Source organism: Gemmatimonas sp. UBA7669 (assembly GCF_002483225.1).
GTDB lineage: Bacteria > Gemmatimonadota > Gemmatimonadetes > Gemmatimonadales > Gemmatimonadaceae > Gemmatimonas.
In genome coordinates this window covers 1-14,868 of sequence record NZ_DLHL01000017.1, presented here as the reverse complement: position 1 = coordinate 14,868, position 14,868 = coordinate 1, and the positions used below count along the sequence as shown (strand labels likewise).

The following is a 14,868-nucleotide window of genomic DNA, read 5'->3' as shown; positions in this document are numbered from 1 at the left end:
ACCTGATCAGAGCTTCCCTAAGTGTCATCGATAAACGCTTGAGTCGGCCGGTTGCTCAGGAACGGACAAGTGTTTCGGCACCCTAAGCCGCTGCCCGGATTGAATGCGATCGGTGCGCAACTGATTGAGCTGCCGCAGCACATCGGGCGACGTACGGAAGCGCAGCGCGAGACCGGTAAGAGTTTCGCCGCGGCGCACCACATAGGTCTCGTACTGTTCTGCGCGTGGCAGGGGCGCGCGTGTCACGTCATCGAGTTGCTGCATTTCCTGCGTCACGGCGCGACGGGCCTCGGAGGCCGCACGGGCAATGCGTGCCGCGCGGTCCCAGTCGTTGTCGTCGACGAGAAAGTCCACCTGTGTGAGCGGTGTGCGCAGCACGAGGCCCCGCACGCGGCCTCCCCACAGCGTGCGCGGGTCGAGCGTGAAGGCGGAGGCGTAGGGGTAGCTTTCCACCAGCAGTTCGAGTGGCCCCTCATCGCGTGGCCGCAGCAACGGGGTAGGGGGCGCGCCCACATACAGCAGACGGCGATCGGTGGCCACCACCACGCCAAACGATTCACGCCACATGTCGGTCCAACGTCGCTGCGAGGCAAAGGCCTGCGCCACCACGCGCTCATCGGTCTCGAGCTGTGACGAGACCTCGGCTTCAGCTGCCGCGCGCGCGGTGCGCCGCGCCCCGATGGGCGGAAACACGGCCGCGGCGGCTACCACCAGCACCGTGGCCACCAGAGCCGTCGCGCTGGTGAGCGCCACAAGCAGACGCACCCAGAGACTGCGAGTGGATTTGGCGGGAGCGGCCAGGGCCTCGGTCATCCTCGAAAATTAGCAACCCCACGCCCTGCCCGGATCGTGTTCCGCTCACACACGGCATTATCCTGCGGCATGACCGCGCATACACCGTCTGCGTCCCGGGACGTCCGCCCCAGCTTTCCGCCCATCGCTCGCCTTGGGCTGATGTTGGTGGTTGGCGGCACCATGGCGGTCGCGCTGGCTTACGCGCTGGCCTTTGCCGCCGCGCCGTGGCCCGCCCGCAGCGCCTGGCTCATGGCCGCGGCGCAGCCGGCCATCATGGTGGGCGCCATGGCGCTCAGTACGCGTGGCCGCAGTGCGCGCGACCGGCGCTGGGTCCTCACGCTGGTGGTGGTGGCGCTGAGTGTGCTGAGCGGGCTGCTGGCCGTGTTGCTGATGCCGGCGGAGCAGGCCACGACGCCGCTTTGGCTTGGTCTGCCGCCGCGCGTGCTGGTGTTGCTGGTGCTGGTGGTGGCGGTGCCGTCGGTAGCGCTGCCCTGGGTTTACGCAAAGACCTTTGTGGCGGTGGCCGACGGTGAGTGAGCGCGTGCAGATGCTGACCGTCGCGCTGCTGTATTTCGCCGTGGTGGCGGGCATTGGCATCTACTCGGCGCGCCGCACGCGCACGGCGCGCGACTTTTTTGTGGCCGGACGCGGTGTGGGGCTGGTGACGCTGGCCATCGCAGCCATGGCCACCACGCTGTCGGGCTTCACGTTCATTGGCGGGCCAGGCCTCATCTATCGCGTGGGCCTCGGCGCCATGTTCATCATTCTGCCCGCCGCGCTCACCAACACCATGGGCGCGGCCGTGTTGGCGCGGCGACTCCGCGCATTGGTGGACAAGCGCGAAGTCTTCACCATTCCTGAAGCGCTGGCGGCGCGCTATCGCTCGCGCGCGGTGCAGGGCTGGTCGGCCGTGGCCATTCTGCTCGCGGTGGTGAGTTACATGGCCACCAACCTGCTGGCGCTGGGTCTGGTGCTCGAAAGTACGCTGGGACTGAGTCTTGCTTCGGCCATTTGTGTGGGCGCGCTGGTGGTACTGGCCTACAGCGCGAGCGGCGGCATTCTGGCCGGACTCTACACCGATGTGTTTCAGGGTCTGCTCATGGCCGTGGCGTCGACGGCGGTGTTTGCCTACGCACTGGACAGTGGCGGCGGTATGGCCAGCATGTCCCGTACGCTGCTCAGCGAAGCGCCCGGCTTTCTTTCGCCGTGGGGCAGTCTCAGTCCTCTGGCCGCGCTGAGTTTCTTCTTTGTATTCGGCATTGGCACACTCGGGCAACCGCATGTCGCGCACAAGTATTTCATGCTGCGTGATGCCTCGCAGCTGCGCTGGTTTCCCGCCGTGCTCACGCTGGCCATGACGCTGACACTACTGCTGTTCGTGGGCGTTGGTGTGGCGGTCAAGGTGCAGGTGCTGCGCGGCGTCATGCCCCCGCTGTCGCACCCGGACGATGCCACGCCGGCATTCCTGCGCGCCTTCACGCCGGGGCCACTGGCCGCGTTGGTGTTGTCGGCGGTGACGGCCGCCATCATGAGCACGGTGAATTCGTTTCTCAGCATTGGGGCGGCCGCCTGCACACGCGACCTGCCACGCGCGTTTGGCATGACGCCGCGCGATGAACTGCGCCGCGGCCGCGCGTGGACCGTGGTGCTGACCCTGTTGTCGGTGCTGGTGGCCCTGCGCTCCGATACCCTGGTGGCATTCATTGGCATTTTTGGCTGGGGGCTGTTTGCCAGCACGCTGGTGCCCGCGCTGGCCATCGGCTTCAATTGGCCGGGCGCCACAGCGGCCGCCGCGCTGGCCTCCATTGTCACCGGGCTGGTGGCCACGCTCAGCATCGAGTCGCTGGCCTATCTCGGGTGGTTTCGCTTTCCGTCGGGCGTGACCGCGACGGCGCTGGCCCTGGTGCTGTCGCTTCTGGTGTTCTTTGTCGTGAGCTGGTTTACGCGCGAAACAGCGGCCAGTGCCTTGGATGACGACCTGCGCGCGGTGATGGACGCCTGAAGCAGTCAGCTAGTGTGCTGAAGGTGTGAGAGTGGGCACAGCACCGATGCGAACACGCGTTCAGAAGTATACGCCAGCACGAAGCACGAGTTGGCCAAGGGAGGCACTCCATTGCGTCGAGCGCACGTTCGGCGGCAGCCGCATTGGCTCTCCGCCCGCCGTGCGTTGGGTGATGCGCGTGTACGTGACGTCGGCATGCCACGCGGCCCCGAGACTCAGGTGCGACGTCACCATCCAATTGGCACCGAGTTCGGCAAAGAGCCCGCCGCCTGCGATCTTCGACCGCGTTTTCACGGAGTCACCTGACACCGAGTACCGTTGCTCCTGCGTGCGCTGATCGCGCGACATCAGGACACCCAGAGTGAGCGATTGCAGGATCTGACGTGTCACGGGCCGATACCAGCGGGTGCCAAGACGCAGTCGCCCAAAAGTCTGGGATTCCGTCAGCAGGGCTTCGCCGGACTGCCAGGACACTCGACCAAACACGTCCAATAGGAGCGCGCGACGTGCGCTGTGGAAACGGAGGGCGCCGACGCCTGTCGGATTCCCGAGATTGCTCCCGAGCGTGAACTCCGTGCCCCATTGTCCAGCGCGAAAGCCCGTTGAGTCAGACGCCGGCGCTTGCGCGCGCGCAGCGAAAGCGGGGGGCGCGCTGGTGAAAGCTGCCAGCCCAATCAATTGAAGTCGTCGCATCAGAACGTGAAGAAGTGGGGGTATCAATCAGGTCGAGCAGACCCACGCGCACAGCTCCGCGTGCGCATTCCTCAAGTCTGCGTATCACGCCGTGAACCGTCAACCCACGAACGACGGACGATCACAGAAGCATAGTACCGATGAAGCTAGGCGTCGTCTGTGACGTGGAGCACCATTGGGCAGACTGTCTCGCCCCGTTTTGCATCAGCAATGCAAGGTCAGGACGCGCGTTCCGCCGGATGGTCCGGCGATTCCTCACGGCCTGGACCTACTTGAATGGCAAACGATCCGAGCGACAGGAAGTCATAATCCGCGTACAATCGCCACGAGCCGTCTGGCTGACGAATGCAGCGTGCCACTTGTGGCGGTGCAACGCCCTCTGTCTCGCGGGAAAGCTCGTATTCCTCATCCGGTAGTTCCGCGAAATCTGCCCTGTCATCGCTCGCTTGTGGTTGTCTCCCGTCGGCACCGATCCTGTACAATACATATGCCGTTCGCGCACCATCTTCGACGGCACCGAGGGCGAGGAAGTCATACATTCTGTCGCTGAACTCCGCGGCGACCGCAAGCATCTCGGGTGCCGCGCGACCTGCTGCAACCTCGCGCTCCACGATGCGACGTGGTGAGCGCGCCTCAATCCATGCGGAGAACAGTTGTCCAGCGTCCAACGCGCGCACGGCTTCCACTGACTCGAATCCGGGGAGCAGACGTTCCAGGCGTCGAGCAGGGTCGCCGTCCCGTCGATACTGGGCAGTCTGGTACTCCGCGACCTGCCTGGGCATGTCGGGAACCGCTTGCATGAGCTGTTCGACCGTGAGTGTTGCGTGGGACACGTGCGGGTCCAATTGACTCAAGACTGATCGCTGAAAGCTCCTCAGCGATACAGGATCGCACAGGCCGGCCAAACGAACGAAGTCCTGGGCCTTGAGTGCGGCGATCGCTTCCTGAAACACTCCCATCGCGTCAGTGCTGGTCATCGGCGTTCAAGAAAGACGAAAAAAGTTTCCTGTTGTGCGATCAAATGTGCACGCTGCGCTTGCCCCACTCATGTGCGCCCAGCCGGCGCGAATCCCGCTCCAACTATCGATCAGGGGGCGTGCCATGCCGATCGCTGAGCAAACGTTCGGTGAACTGTTGTCCCTCGGTCACACGACGAAGCTCCTCGCTCTGCGACTCCAGCTGTTGCTCGAGCAGCTCTATCCGCTCACGCAAGGCTTCCAACTCAGGAGCAGCCCTACTGCGTCTCTCGAGAGCCCGAACAGCGCGCAATCCCAGATACCCGGCACCTCCGAGTCCTGTCAGAAGGAAGAGCGGCCAAACCAGGACAAGGACGAATGGGAGAATTTCAGACATGTGTTGAAGGGAATTGATGTGGGTCGCCTGGTCAACCGCAACGCGGCAGCAGACACGACGGCGTGCCCCGCCGAGTTCCACCGGCCACCGGGAATCTTCGCTCCGGGCCGACCAAATGAGCAAGAATGGCTTCTCAACTGAGCAGAGGGCGCAAGCCGGGGAGCACCATCCCACCTTCATCTGGCGGGGCCGACGACGGGGCCAATCACAGCTTGCGTGGCATGGCGCGTGTGGGCGAGAGTTGTGCATGCCCCCGCGTCGTTCGTCATCGGCTGCTGATGCCCTCGGCCTGCCCGCCACCCAGCTCGACCTCTTTCCGGTCAAGCCGGTGGTGGACGTGCTGGATGCGAGGGCCGTGGTAGGGCCGCGCACCGGCGTCGAACATCTGGTGCGCGTGCGGCTGAGACCCAACGACGCGCCGCATCTGGTTTTTCACGACCGGCACGGCTGGTACTGTGAGGCGCACGGTCCGGGGTGCGGCGCCGTAGCCCTCGCCCGCGAGGAAGTGAAGTGAACGTGTCCGAAGGTCCGGTGTGGCGTCCGGTATGGGAGCCAAGCGCCAGCGAGCGTGAGCAGACCCGCTTGTGGCAGTTCCTCATGGACCTGCGCGCACGCGGCGTGACGCCTGCCGATGTCGAAGACAGTCACGCGCTGCAACGTTGGAGCGTGACGGAACCCGAGCGCTTCTGGGCCGAGATCTGGCGCGCTGCACACATCATGGCCGACGGACCGGGACCGGCCGACGCGCCGTGGACGTCCGTGCTGCAGGGCGGCGAGTTTATGCGACCGCCGCATGTGGTGGACGGTACGTGGCAGGGACCGCGCTGGTTCACCGACACGCGGCTCAACTTTGCCGAGCACCTGCTGCGCCGCCGAGACGAGGGCACGGCGCTGGTCGCGTGGAACGAACACGGGGCGCAGCGTCGCATATCGTATGCCGAGCTGCGTGTGCAGGTGGCGCGGTGCGCCGCCGCGCTGCGTGCAGCAGGTGTTGGTGTGGGGGACCGTGTGGCAGGCTGGCTGCCCAACCTGCCCGAGGCGGTGGTGGTCATGCTGGCCACGGCATCACTCGGGGCCATCTGGTCGAGCTGCTCGCCGGACTTTGGCACCAAGGGTGTGCTCGACCGCTTCGGGCAGATTGCGCCCAAGGTGCTGGTGGCGGCCGACGCCTACTGGTATGCGGGCAAGCGCGTGGACTGTCTCGCGCGGCTGCGTGAAATCGTGGCTGCGTTGCCCGACCTCGCAGCCACCTGGGTGGTGCCCTACGTGGAGGCCACGCCGGCGCTCGATGGGCTGCCGGGCGCGCAGCGCTTCGATGTGGTGCTGGCGGCGCACGCGCATACGGGTTCTGGTGTTGGTGCCGGCGCCGAGGCGCACGAGCTGCAGTTCACGCGTCTGCCGTTTGATCATCCGCTGTACGTGCTGTACTCGAGTGGCACGACGGGCATGCCCAAGTGTCTGGTGCATGGTGCCGGTGGCACCCTGTTGCAGCATTGGAAGGAGCTCGCGCTGCACACCGACATCCGCGAAGGTGACGTGCTGTTCTACTTCACCACCTGCGGGTGGATGATGTGGAACTGGCTGGTGTCAGGCCTCGCGCTGGGTGCAACGCTGGTGCTCTACGACGGCGCGCCACTCGCGCCCGATCCCGCCATTCTGTGGCGCATGGCCGAAGCCGAGCGGGTGCAGGTGTTTGGCACCAGCGCCAAGTACCTCGCCATGCTCGAGAAAGAGGGGCTGCGTCCGCGCGAGGTGGCCGACGTGTCGGCGTTGCGCGCCGTGCTGTCCACCGGCAGTCCGCTGGCCCCGTCCAGCTACGACTTTGTGCGCGAGGCCATCGGGCCGCGCGTGCGGGTGTCGAGCATCAGTGGCGGTACCGACATTGTGAGTTGCTTCGCCCTCGGCGATCCCACGGCCGCGGTGCATCGCGGGGAACTGCAGATGCGCGGACTGGGCATGGCAGTGGAAGTGTGGAACGAACACGGGCAGCCGGTGGTGAACGAACCGGGCGAGCTGGTCTGCACGAGGCCGTTCCCGAGCATGCCGGTGGCATTCTGGAATGATCCCACAGGCGCCGTCTATCGCGCCGCGTATTTCGAGCACTGGCCCGGGGTGTGGCGTCACGGCGACTGGGCCGAGCTGACCGAACACGATGGCCTGATCATTCATGGCCGCAGCGATGCCACACTCAACCCGGGTGGTGTGCGCATTGGCACCGCCGAGATCTACCGCCAGGTGGAGCAGATTCCCGAGGTGCTGGAGTCGCTGGTGGTGGAGCAGACACTGGGCGCCGTGGGTGGCACGGACTCACGCATTGTGCTGTTTGTGCGCATGCGTGAGGGCGAGGTGTTGAGTGATGCGCTGCGTGACGTGATCCGGCGCCGCATCCGCGAATTCACCAGTCCGCATCACGTACCGCGGGTGATTGTGGCGGTGCGGGACATTCCGCGCACCATCAGCGGCAAGATCACCGAGCTGGCCGTGCGCGAGGTCATCCATGGCCGGCCGGTGAAGAACGTGGACGCCCTGGCCAATCCCGAGGCCCTGGCCCTGTTTCGGGACCTGCCGGAGCTGCAAGCCAGCTAGTCCGCAGGCCGGAAAGGCACACCCCACGCCAAAACCGGCGCAGTGGGGTATTTTTCAGGTATGTGGTTCACTCCGCCCGTCGAGGATCAGCGGGAGCGCGCCTGGATTGGCGCCCTCCCGCGCTCGCACATCTGAGTCCGGTCCGTATGTGACGTCTGCCCAGCAGGCGTCCGCGGTTACACGGCGTGCCCCTTTCCGGCGCGTCGGTTTTCTCACCGACTCATATCCGAGGTGTGCCTCATGGCCACGATGACGACGCCCGAGACGGGCATCGAGCAGGACGCGTTCCCCATCAACGGCACCGACTACGTCGAGTTCTACGTCGGCAATGCCAAGCAGGCCAGCCACTACTATCGCGCGGCCTTCGGCTACTCGCTGGTGGCCTATCGCGGCCCCGAAACGGGCGTGCGCGACCGCGCCAGCTATCTCATGCAGCAGGGCAAGATCCGCCTCGTGCTGACCACCGCGCTGCAGCCCGATCATCCCATTGCCGAGCATGTGCACAAGCACGGCGACGGGGTGAAGGACTACGCGCTGTGGGTGGACGATGCGCGCCTGGCGTATGACACGGCCGTCGCGCGTGGTGCCATTCCCATTCATGAGCCGGTGGTGCATCAGGACGAGCACGGCGAGGTGGTGATTGCGGCCATTGGCACCTACGGCGACACCATTCACTCGCTCATCGAGCGCCGCAATTATCGCGGCGTGTTCCTGCCCGGCTTCAAGGCCGTGACGCCGCACTATCAGCCGGCCGATGTGGGGCTCAAGTTCGTCGATCACTGCGTGGGCAATGTGGAACTGGGCCAGATGAATCGCTGGGTGGGCTATTACGCCGACGTGCTCGGCTTCCGCAATCTCATCACCTTCGACGACAGCGACATCAGCACCGAGTACTCGTCGCTCATGTCCAAGGTCATGGCCAACGGCAACGACCGCATCAAGTTCCCCATCAACGAGCCGGCCTCGGGCAAGAAGAAGTCGCAGATCGAGGAGTATCTCGATTTCTACGGCGGCCCCGGCGCGCAGCATCTCGCGCTGGCCACCGACGACATTCTCAGCACGGTCAAGGCGCTGCGTGATCGTGGCGTGGAGTTTCTGAGCGTGCCCACGTCGTACTACGACGACCTGCAGCAGCGGGTGGGGCAGATCGACGAGCCGGTGGACGAATTGGCCAAGCTGGGCATTCTCGTGGACCGCGACCCGGACGGCTATCTGCTGCAGATCTTCACCAAGCCGGTGGAAGACCGCCCCACGCTCTTCTACGAGATCATTCAGCGCAAGGGTGCCACGAGCTTCGGCAAGGGCAACTTCAAGGCCCTGTTCGAAGCCATCGAGCGCGAACAGGAACTCCGCGGCAACCTCTGAGGCGCCCATGCCCATGTATCACCTGCTCGGCAGCGTGCCCCGCAAGCGGCACATCGTGTTCCGCCGTCCCGATGGCGGACTGTATGCCGAAGAACTGATGGGACACGAGGGCTTTGTCGGCACCTCGTCGCTGCTCTATCACATCCATCCGCCCACCACCGTGCTGAGTGCACGCCGCGTGGGCAGTGTGGTGTGGGAGGAAGACCGCGATACCTCGCTGCGCCACCGGCACTTCCTCACGTCGCGCGCGCCCAAGGGCGGCTCGGCCAGCATGGACCGCTTGCCGCTGCTCTTCAACAGTGACATCGGCATGCTGTACGTGGAGCCGACGGTCACCGATACGCACTTCTACCGCAACTCGCAGGCGGACGAGGTGGTGTATGTGGTGGAAGGTCACGGCGTGCTGGAGTCGGTGTTTGGTGAGCTGCCGTACCAGCCCGGCGACTACGTGGTCATTCACCGCAACATCACGCACCGCTGGCGGCTTGATACCAGCAAGGGGCCAACCAAGCTGCTGGTGATGGAAAGCCGCGGGCACATCCGCTTCCCCAAGCGCTATCGCAACGAGTTCGGCCAGCTGCTCGAAGGCGCGCCGTTCTCCGAGCGGGACATTCGTCGGCCGCAGGCGCTGGCGCCGGTGGATGAGAAGGGCGAGTTCCCGGTGTACGTGAAGCAGTACGATGCCATCAACGAACTGGTGCTGGATCACCATCCGTTCGATGTCGTGGGCTGGGATGGCTATTTCTATCCCTGGGCCTTCAACATCCACGACTTCGAACCCATCGTGGGGCGCATTCACCAGCCGCCGCCGGTGCACCAGACCTTCCAGGGTGATGGCTTCGTGATCTGCTCGTTCTGCCCGCGGCCATACGATTTTGATCCGCAGGCGGTGCCCGCGCCGTACAACCACAGCAACGTGGACTCCGACGAGGTGCTGTTCTATGCCTCGAGTGAATTCATGTCGCGCAAGGGCATCGAGTACGGCTCCATTACGCATCATCCCGACGGCTTGCCGCATGGGCCGCACCCCGGCCGCGCGGAGGCCAGCATTGGTGCCACGCACACCAACGAGCTGGCGGTGATGATGGACAGCTTCCGGCCGCTCAAGGTGGCCAAGGCCGCGCTGGACATCGAGGACCCGGTCTATCACAAGAGCTGGATCGAGTCGCAGCACGCCCAATTCAATCCTCCCACGTCGTAATCACACCCAGCCCAACATCGTGCCACGCCTGTCTGCCCGTTTCTCGCGCTTCCCTGCGTACCCGCTGGCCCACATTCCGGCGCGCAAGAAGGCGCTGCTGGCGGCGGGCGTGGATGTCATCGACCTCGGGGCCGGTGACGCGGACCTCGCGCCGCCTCCTGCCGCCGTGAAGGCATTGCAGGAAGCGGCCGAGGTGCCGGCCATGCAACGCTATGGCTTTGGATTGGGTCACGTGCCCTACCGCGAGGCGGTGGCGGCGTGGATGCAGCGGCGATTCGGGCAGGCGGTGGACCCCATGACCGAAGTCGTGCCGCTGCTGGGCAGCAAGGAAGGCCTGGCGCATGTGGCCTTTGCGTACCTGGGCGCTGGTGACGTGGCCATCGTGCCCGATCCGGCGTACCAGGCCTATCTGGGCGGCACGCTGTTCAGTGATGCCACGCCCTACGTGTATGCGCTGCGGCCGCGCACGAACTTCCTGGTGGATCTGGACGAGATTCCCGCCGAGGTGATGGCCCGTACGCGGGTGCTGTATCTCAACTACCCCAACAACCCCACGGCGGCCATTGCGCCGCGCGACTATCTCGAGCGCGTCGTGCGCACCTGCCGGGAACGTGACATCCTGCTGGTGTATGACAACGCGTATTCCGAGATGGGCTTCGACGGCTATGTGCCGCCCAGCATCTTCGAGATCGACGGTGCGCGTGATGTGGCCATTGAGTTCCACTCGCTGTCGAAGACCTACAACATGACGGGATGGCGCTGCGGCTGGGCGGTGGCCTCACCGGCCATCGCGGGCGCACTCACCAAGGTCAAGTCGTTTACCGACACGGGGCAGTACATGGGCATCCAGGCGGCAGGTGTGGCAGCCATCGAGAGTTGGGCGGAGTTCGTGCCGGCCAACCTCGCGGTGTTTGCCGCACGTCGTGATGCCGCCGTGGCAGCCTTTGCTGCCGAGGGGTTTGCCTGCGACGTGCCGCGGGCCACCATGTATCTGTGGATTCCGCTGCCGGAGGGCATTGCCAGTGCGGCGTTTGCCGACAGGCTGCGCGAAGAGCAGGGTGTCATTGTGATGCCGGGTTCGGGCTTTGGCGTCGGCGGTGAGGGTTTCTTTCGTGTGTCGTTCATCCAGTCGCCCGAGCGCATTGCCGAAGCGGCTAGTCGTGCGGGTGTGGTGTTGCGGGCAATGATACAGGAGCGTGGGGCATCGTGAGGTCGCCGCGCCTGTGGTCCGGCCACGGTTTCATCGGGCTCGCGCTCTGTCTCGGTCTGGGACTGGGCGCGTGCGGTGGCGGTCCTGTGCCCAATCCCCCGGCGCCGGAGTTGCAGGCCCGTCCGTCGGCAAACGCGTCACCCGAAGTGGACGGTGAGGCGAAGCGGGAGACAGAGGGAGAGAACAAACCCAACACCGTGCGCGGCAGTGCAACGCGTGCACCGCGCCGCGCTGCTACAGGGCCAGCGCCGGCGCCGAGCGCACCCGCAGTGCCTGAAGAGGCACCGCCCGTGCCTCGTGAGTTCCGCGGGGTGTGGGTGGCCACCGTGGGCAACATGGATTGGCCGTCGAAGCGCGGGCTGAGCACGGCCGAGGCGCAGGCCGAGTTGATTGCGCTGCTCGATCGTGCGGTGGCCCTCAAGCTCAATGCCGTGATCTTCCAGGTGCGTCCCGCAGCTGACGCGCTGTATGCGTCGAGCATCGAGCCGTGGTCGGAGTATCTCACCGGCACGCAGGGCAAGAAGCCCGATCCGTTCTGGGATCCGCTGTCATTCGTGATTGCGGAGTCGCACAAGCGGGGCCTGGAGCTGCACGCCTGGTTCAATCCGTATCGTGCGCGGTTTACCGGCAGCAAGTCGCCGCTCGCACGCAACCACATTGCGCGCACCAGCCCGTCGTTGGTGAAGACCTACGGCGGTTACCTGTGGATGGATCCGGGTGAGCCGCTGGTACGTGCGCGCACGCTGCGCGTGGTGATGGACGTGGTCAAGCGCTACGACGTGGATGGTGTGCACATCGACGACTACTTCTATCCGTATCCGGTGACTCGGCGCGGCAAGCGCGTGGACTTTCCGGATACGCGCAGCTGGCAGAAGTACCGGGCCGCCGGCGGCAAGCTGGCGCGCGACGACTGGCGCCGCGACAATGTGAATCAGCTGGTGAAGGCGCTGCACGACAGTGTGCACAAGGCCAAGCCCTGGGTGCGCTTTGGCGTCAGTCCCTTCGGCATTTGGCGGCCGGGCTATCCCGAGTCGGTGCGCGGCTTTGATGCGTATCAGCAGCTTTATGCCGACGCCCGCAAGTGGCTGCGTGAGGGCTGGCTGGATTACTTCACGCCACAGCTCTACTGGCCCACCACACGTCCGCAGCAGTCGTATCCGGTGCTGCTGGACTGGTGGGCCAGTGAGAACGTGCACGGTCGGCACCTCTGGCCGGGCAACTTCACCTCCCAGGCGGGAGGGCGGGGCAGTGGCTCATTCTCGGTGAGTGAGCTCATGGAGCAGATCCGCATCACGCGTGTCAATCCGGGCGCCACCGGCAACGTGCACTTCAGCATGAAGTCCTTCCTGAGCAATCAGGCAGGCATGAACGACACGCTGCGCATTGGCCCCTATGCGCAACCGGCCCTGCCGCCGGCGTCGCCCTGGCTGGCGGTGGCCAAGCCGCCCCTGCCGACCCTGGCCGTCACCCCGGTGGCCGATGGCTGGCAGCTCGACCTAAAGGCGGCCGCCGCACCGGCAGCGGCCACACCGGCAACGGCCACACCGGCAACGGCCACGCAGACGGCTGGCCCACCGGCAACAGCCAGGCCCTGGCTGTGGGTGGTCCGGCTGCGCACCGACAGCGCATGGGTTACCATGATAGTGCCGGGCGGCACCAGCCGGCTGCCGGTGTCCCGGGCACTCGGGGCCACGGCGGCCACCGTTTCGGCGCTCAACCGGGTGGGCGTGGAAAGCCCATCGGTCACGCTGCCGCTCTCGGCACGTCCGGCCCCACGCCGTGGGGCGGGGGCCGCATCGGGCGGCGGCGGGTCTGGCAATCCAGAAATCCCCTGACGACGTTTTTCGGCGATTCACGGCGTATTGCAGATGTCCACGTCCCGCGTTCCGTTCTACTACCGCCTCACGTCCGGCATTCGCATCACGGTGCGGCCCACGTATCTCGTCGAGCGCTCCAATCCGCTGCTCGGTCAGTTCGTGTTCGGTTATCACATTCGCATCGAGAACGTGAGTGAGCAGGCCGCGCAACTGCGCTCACGCCGCTGGCTCATTCACGACGACGCGGTGGGTGACACCGTGGTGGAAGGCGAAGGCGTGGTGGGGGAGCAGCCGCATCTTCTGCCCGGTCAGGTGCACGAGTATCGCTCGTTCTGCGTGCTCAAGTCACCGACGGGCTGGATGGAAGGCAGCTACCGTTTTGTGCGCGACGACGGCTCGAGTTTTCAGGCGGCCATTCCGCGCTTTGTGCTGGCGGCCGAGCCGCGCGCGGATACGGTGAGTTAGCGCCAACAGCGGACGCGGCCCCCCGCGCCCTGCAAGGCATGCACGGCAGCGGTTACGTCGTGCTGTCAGCGCTACGGGCCTATCAGTTCGAGAATGCGGATCACGGGGACACCGTCCTCGTCGACAGTCTTGCCATACAGACGGCCATTGCGAACATCGTTCAACCGAAACGACGCGGGCAGCGATACCGTGTAGAGCAGCTGCGCCCTTGGCGAAAACACCGTCCATCGTACGGTCCGACCAGCAGGAGCTCCGCCAATCCACAGGTTGCCGGCGGCATCGAATAGGGCGTGCGTCGCGAGTGAACGCTGCGTGGGAGCGTCCGTGAGAACCAATCGAGTCGACGGGTCACGCTTCTTGTAGCTCGCTTCAAGTCGGACGCGTACGGAATCAAAATCGGCGCGAGGCAACGGAGCTGCAGGGCCAGGCAACATCGCTGTTTGCGCGACGCGCGGCCCGTTCTCCGACAGCGTGATCCACCTGACGCGTCCCGAGAATCCATCCGCGTGTGCGAGCAGTGTATCTGAACGGACGGCCCAGGCGCCTCCGTCTCCGAACCCGGTTGCCGCAAAGGACGGATGGGAGGAGTTGCGCTGTTGTACCGTGAAGGTGAAGAGTCCTGCCGGAATCACGGCGATTGTGTCGGAACGGCCGGCTTGGCGAAACAGCACGCGTGAGAACAAGTCCGCCTGAAAGTTGACGGAGCCGGGCGTGGTGACCTCGATTTGCCCACCGCGCATCGGTAAGGCAGTGACCGGACCTGATGAACTCCCCGTGTTGCTGGCCTGCATGGCTGACACTGTGCGAACATGACGGCCATCCAACCCGAACACGACCAGTCGCCGCGCTGACAGATCGGAGATCAACAGCAGGGAGTCCTGCAGTTGCATGGCGAGTGCCTGTCCGGACAATTCACCCGGCCCGCTGCCACGCCGGCCGATCGTACGCTTGTAGCGACCGAGCGTGTCCAGCACGATTACATGGGCCTCGCTTCGGTCCAAAATGAAGAGCTCGCTGGACGATGAGACCTTCAAGGCGCTGATGTCCGAAAGCACGTACCGTCCACCGCCTTGGGCGTCCGAGATGTTTCGCACCACTCGCGTGGAGCGCTGCGCCGGAGCGGTCTGGCCAACTGCCACCATGGGGGCTGCGCTGTTCAGCAGTAGGCCGAGTGCGAGAGCGAAATACACAACATGTGCCGTCATTCCGGCGAACCTGCGTTGCGTCTGGCTTTCTCCATCTGTACGTCGCATGATTGGCCTGAAGGTTTGGTGCCGGCGTAAGTGCTGTTTGCTGATATCACGGACCTCAGTTGGGCGGCGGGTGGCGCCAATCTGCATCCGTGGTGCGGCGTTGGGCTAACAGGGTGCTGAGAAAGCCG

Annotated in this window: 14 protein-coding genes; 10 read left to right on the top strand and 4 right to left on the bottom strand. The window is 65.2% G+C overall.

The annotated features are described in order from the left end of the window. Positions 1-24 precede the first annotated feature (24 nt). Complete coding sequence (locus B2747_RS06010; RefSeq protein WP_291157887.1) at positions 25-813, bottom strand: LysM peptidoglycan-binding domain-containing protein; 789 nt, start codon at positions 811-813, stop codon at positions 25-27. Between the two features lie 69 nt (positions 814-882). Between B2747_RS06010 and B2747_RS06005 the strand changes: the two genes are divergently transcribed. Then, the gene (locus tag B2747_RS06005) at positions 883-1,332 is read left to right on the top strand and encodes a hypothetical protein (RefSeq protein ID WP_291157885.1); all 450 of its coding nucleotides are present in this window, start codon (positions 883-885) and stop codon (positions 1,330-1,332) included. Further along, positions 1,325-2,797, top strand: coding sequence for a sodium:solute symporter family transporter (locus B2747_RS06000; RefSeq protein WP_291157883.1), 1,473 nt, complete (start codon positions 1,325-1,327; stop codon positions 2,795-2,797). The genes B2747_RS06005 and B2747_RS06000 overlap by 8 nt, the downstream gene beginning before the upstream one ends. A 60-nt stretch (positions 2,798-2,857) precedes the next feature. On the opposite strand, the gene B2747_RS05995 is transcribed toward B2747_RS06000, so the two are convergent. After that, complete coding sequence (locus tag B2747_RS05995) at positions 2,858-3,271, bottom strand: hypothetical protein (RefSeq protein ID WP_291157881.1); 414 nt, start codon at positions 3,269-3,271, stop codon at positions 2,858-2,860. Between the two features lie 437 nt (positions 3,272-3,708). Beyond that, positions 3,709-4,467: a hypothetical protein gene (locus B2747_RS05990; protein WP_291157879.1), complete on the bottom strand. Its 759-nt coding sequence runs from the start codon at positions 4,465-4,467 to the stop codon at positions 3,709-3,711. Between the two features lie 124 nt (positions 4,468-4,591). Here B2747_RS05990 and B2747_RS05985 point away from each other — a divergent pair, with 124 nt between their 5' ends. The 8 genes from B2747_RS05985 to apaG all read left to right on the top strand — a co-directional run bounded on the left by B2747_RS05985 (position 4,592) and on the right by apaG (position 13,487). Next, positions 4,592-4,984, top strand: coding sequence for a hypothetical protein (locus B2747_RS05985; protein WP_291157877.1), 393 nt, complete (start codon positions 4,592-4,594; stop codon positions 4,982-4,984). A gap of 106 nt (positions 4,985-5,090) precedes the next feature. After that, complete coding sequence (locus tag B2747_RS05980; protein ID WP_291157875.1) at positions 5,091-5,357, top strand: hypothetical protein; 267 nt, start codon at positions 5,091-5,093, stop codon at positions 5,355-5,357. Further along, positions 5,354-7,429 (top strand): acetoacetate--CoA ligase, encoded by a 2,076-nt coding sequence (locus B2747_RS05975; protein WP_414652182.1) that lies wholly within the window; start codon positions 5,354-5,356, stop codon positions 7,427-7,429. Before B2747_RS05980 ends, B2747_RS05975 begins: the two co-directional genes overlap by 4 nt. Before the next feature lie 240 nt (positions 7,430-7,669). Next, complete coding sequence (gene hppD / locus B2747_RS05970) at positions 7,670-8,794, top strand: 4-hydroxyphenylpyruvate dioxygenase (protein ID WP_291157870.1); 1,125 nt, start codon at positions 7,670-7,672, stop codon at positions 8,792-8,794. 7 nt (positions 8,795-8,801) lie between these two features. Then, entirely contained in the window at positions 8,802-9,995 is a 1,194-nt protein-coding gene (locus B2747_RS05965; RefSeq protein ID WP_291157867.1) for a homogentisate 1,2-dioxygenase, read from the top strand. A 19-nt stretch (positions 9,996-10,014) separates the two neighbouring features. Beyond that, a complete protein-coding gene (locus B2747_RS05960) occupies positions 10,015-11,205 on the top strand; it encodes an aminotransferase class I/II-fold pyridoxal phosphate-dependent enzyme (RefSeq protein WP_291157865.1) in 1,191 nt (396 codons plus the stop codon). Positions 11,206-11,291: 86 nt separating this feature from the next. Then, entirely contained in the window at positions 11,292-13,040 is a 1,749-nt protein-coding gene (locus tag B2747_RS05955) for a glycoside hydrolase family 10 protein (RefSeq protein WP_291157862.1), read from the top strand. Positions 13,041-13,073: 33 nt separating this feature from the next. Continuing rightward, entirely contained in the window at positions 13,074-13,487 is a 414-nt protein-coding gene (gene apaG, locus B2747_RS05950) for a Co2+/Mg2+ efflux protein ApaG (RefSeq protein ID WP_291157860.1), read from the top strand. 71 nt (positions 13,488-13,558) lie between these two features. Here apaG and B2747_RS05945 read toward each other — a convergent pair whose 3' ends face one another. Then, positions 13,559-14,827, bottom strand: coding sequence for a 6-bladed beta-propeller (locus tag B2747_RS05945; protein ID WP_291157859.1), 1,269 nt, complete (start codon positions 14,825-14,827; stop codon positions 13,559-13,561). Positions 14,828-14,868 lie beyond the last annotated feature (41 nt).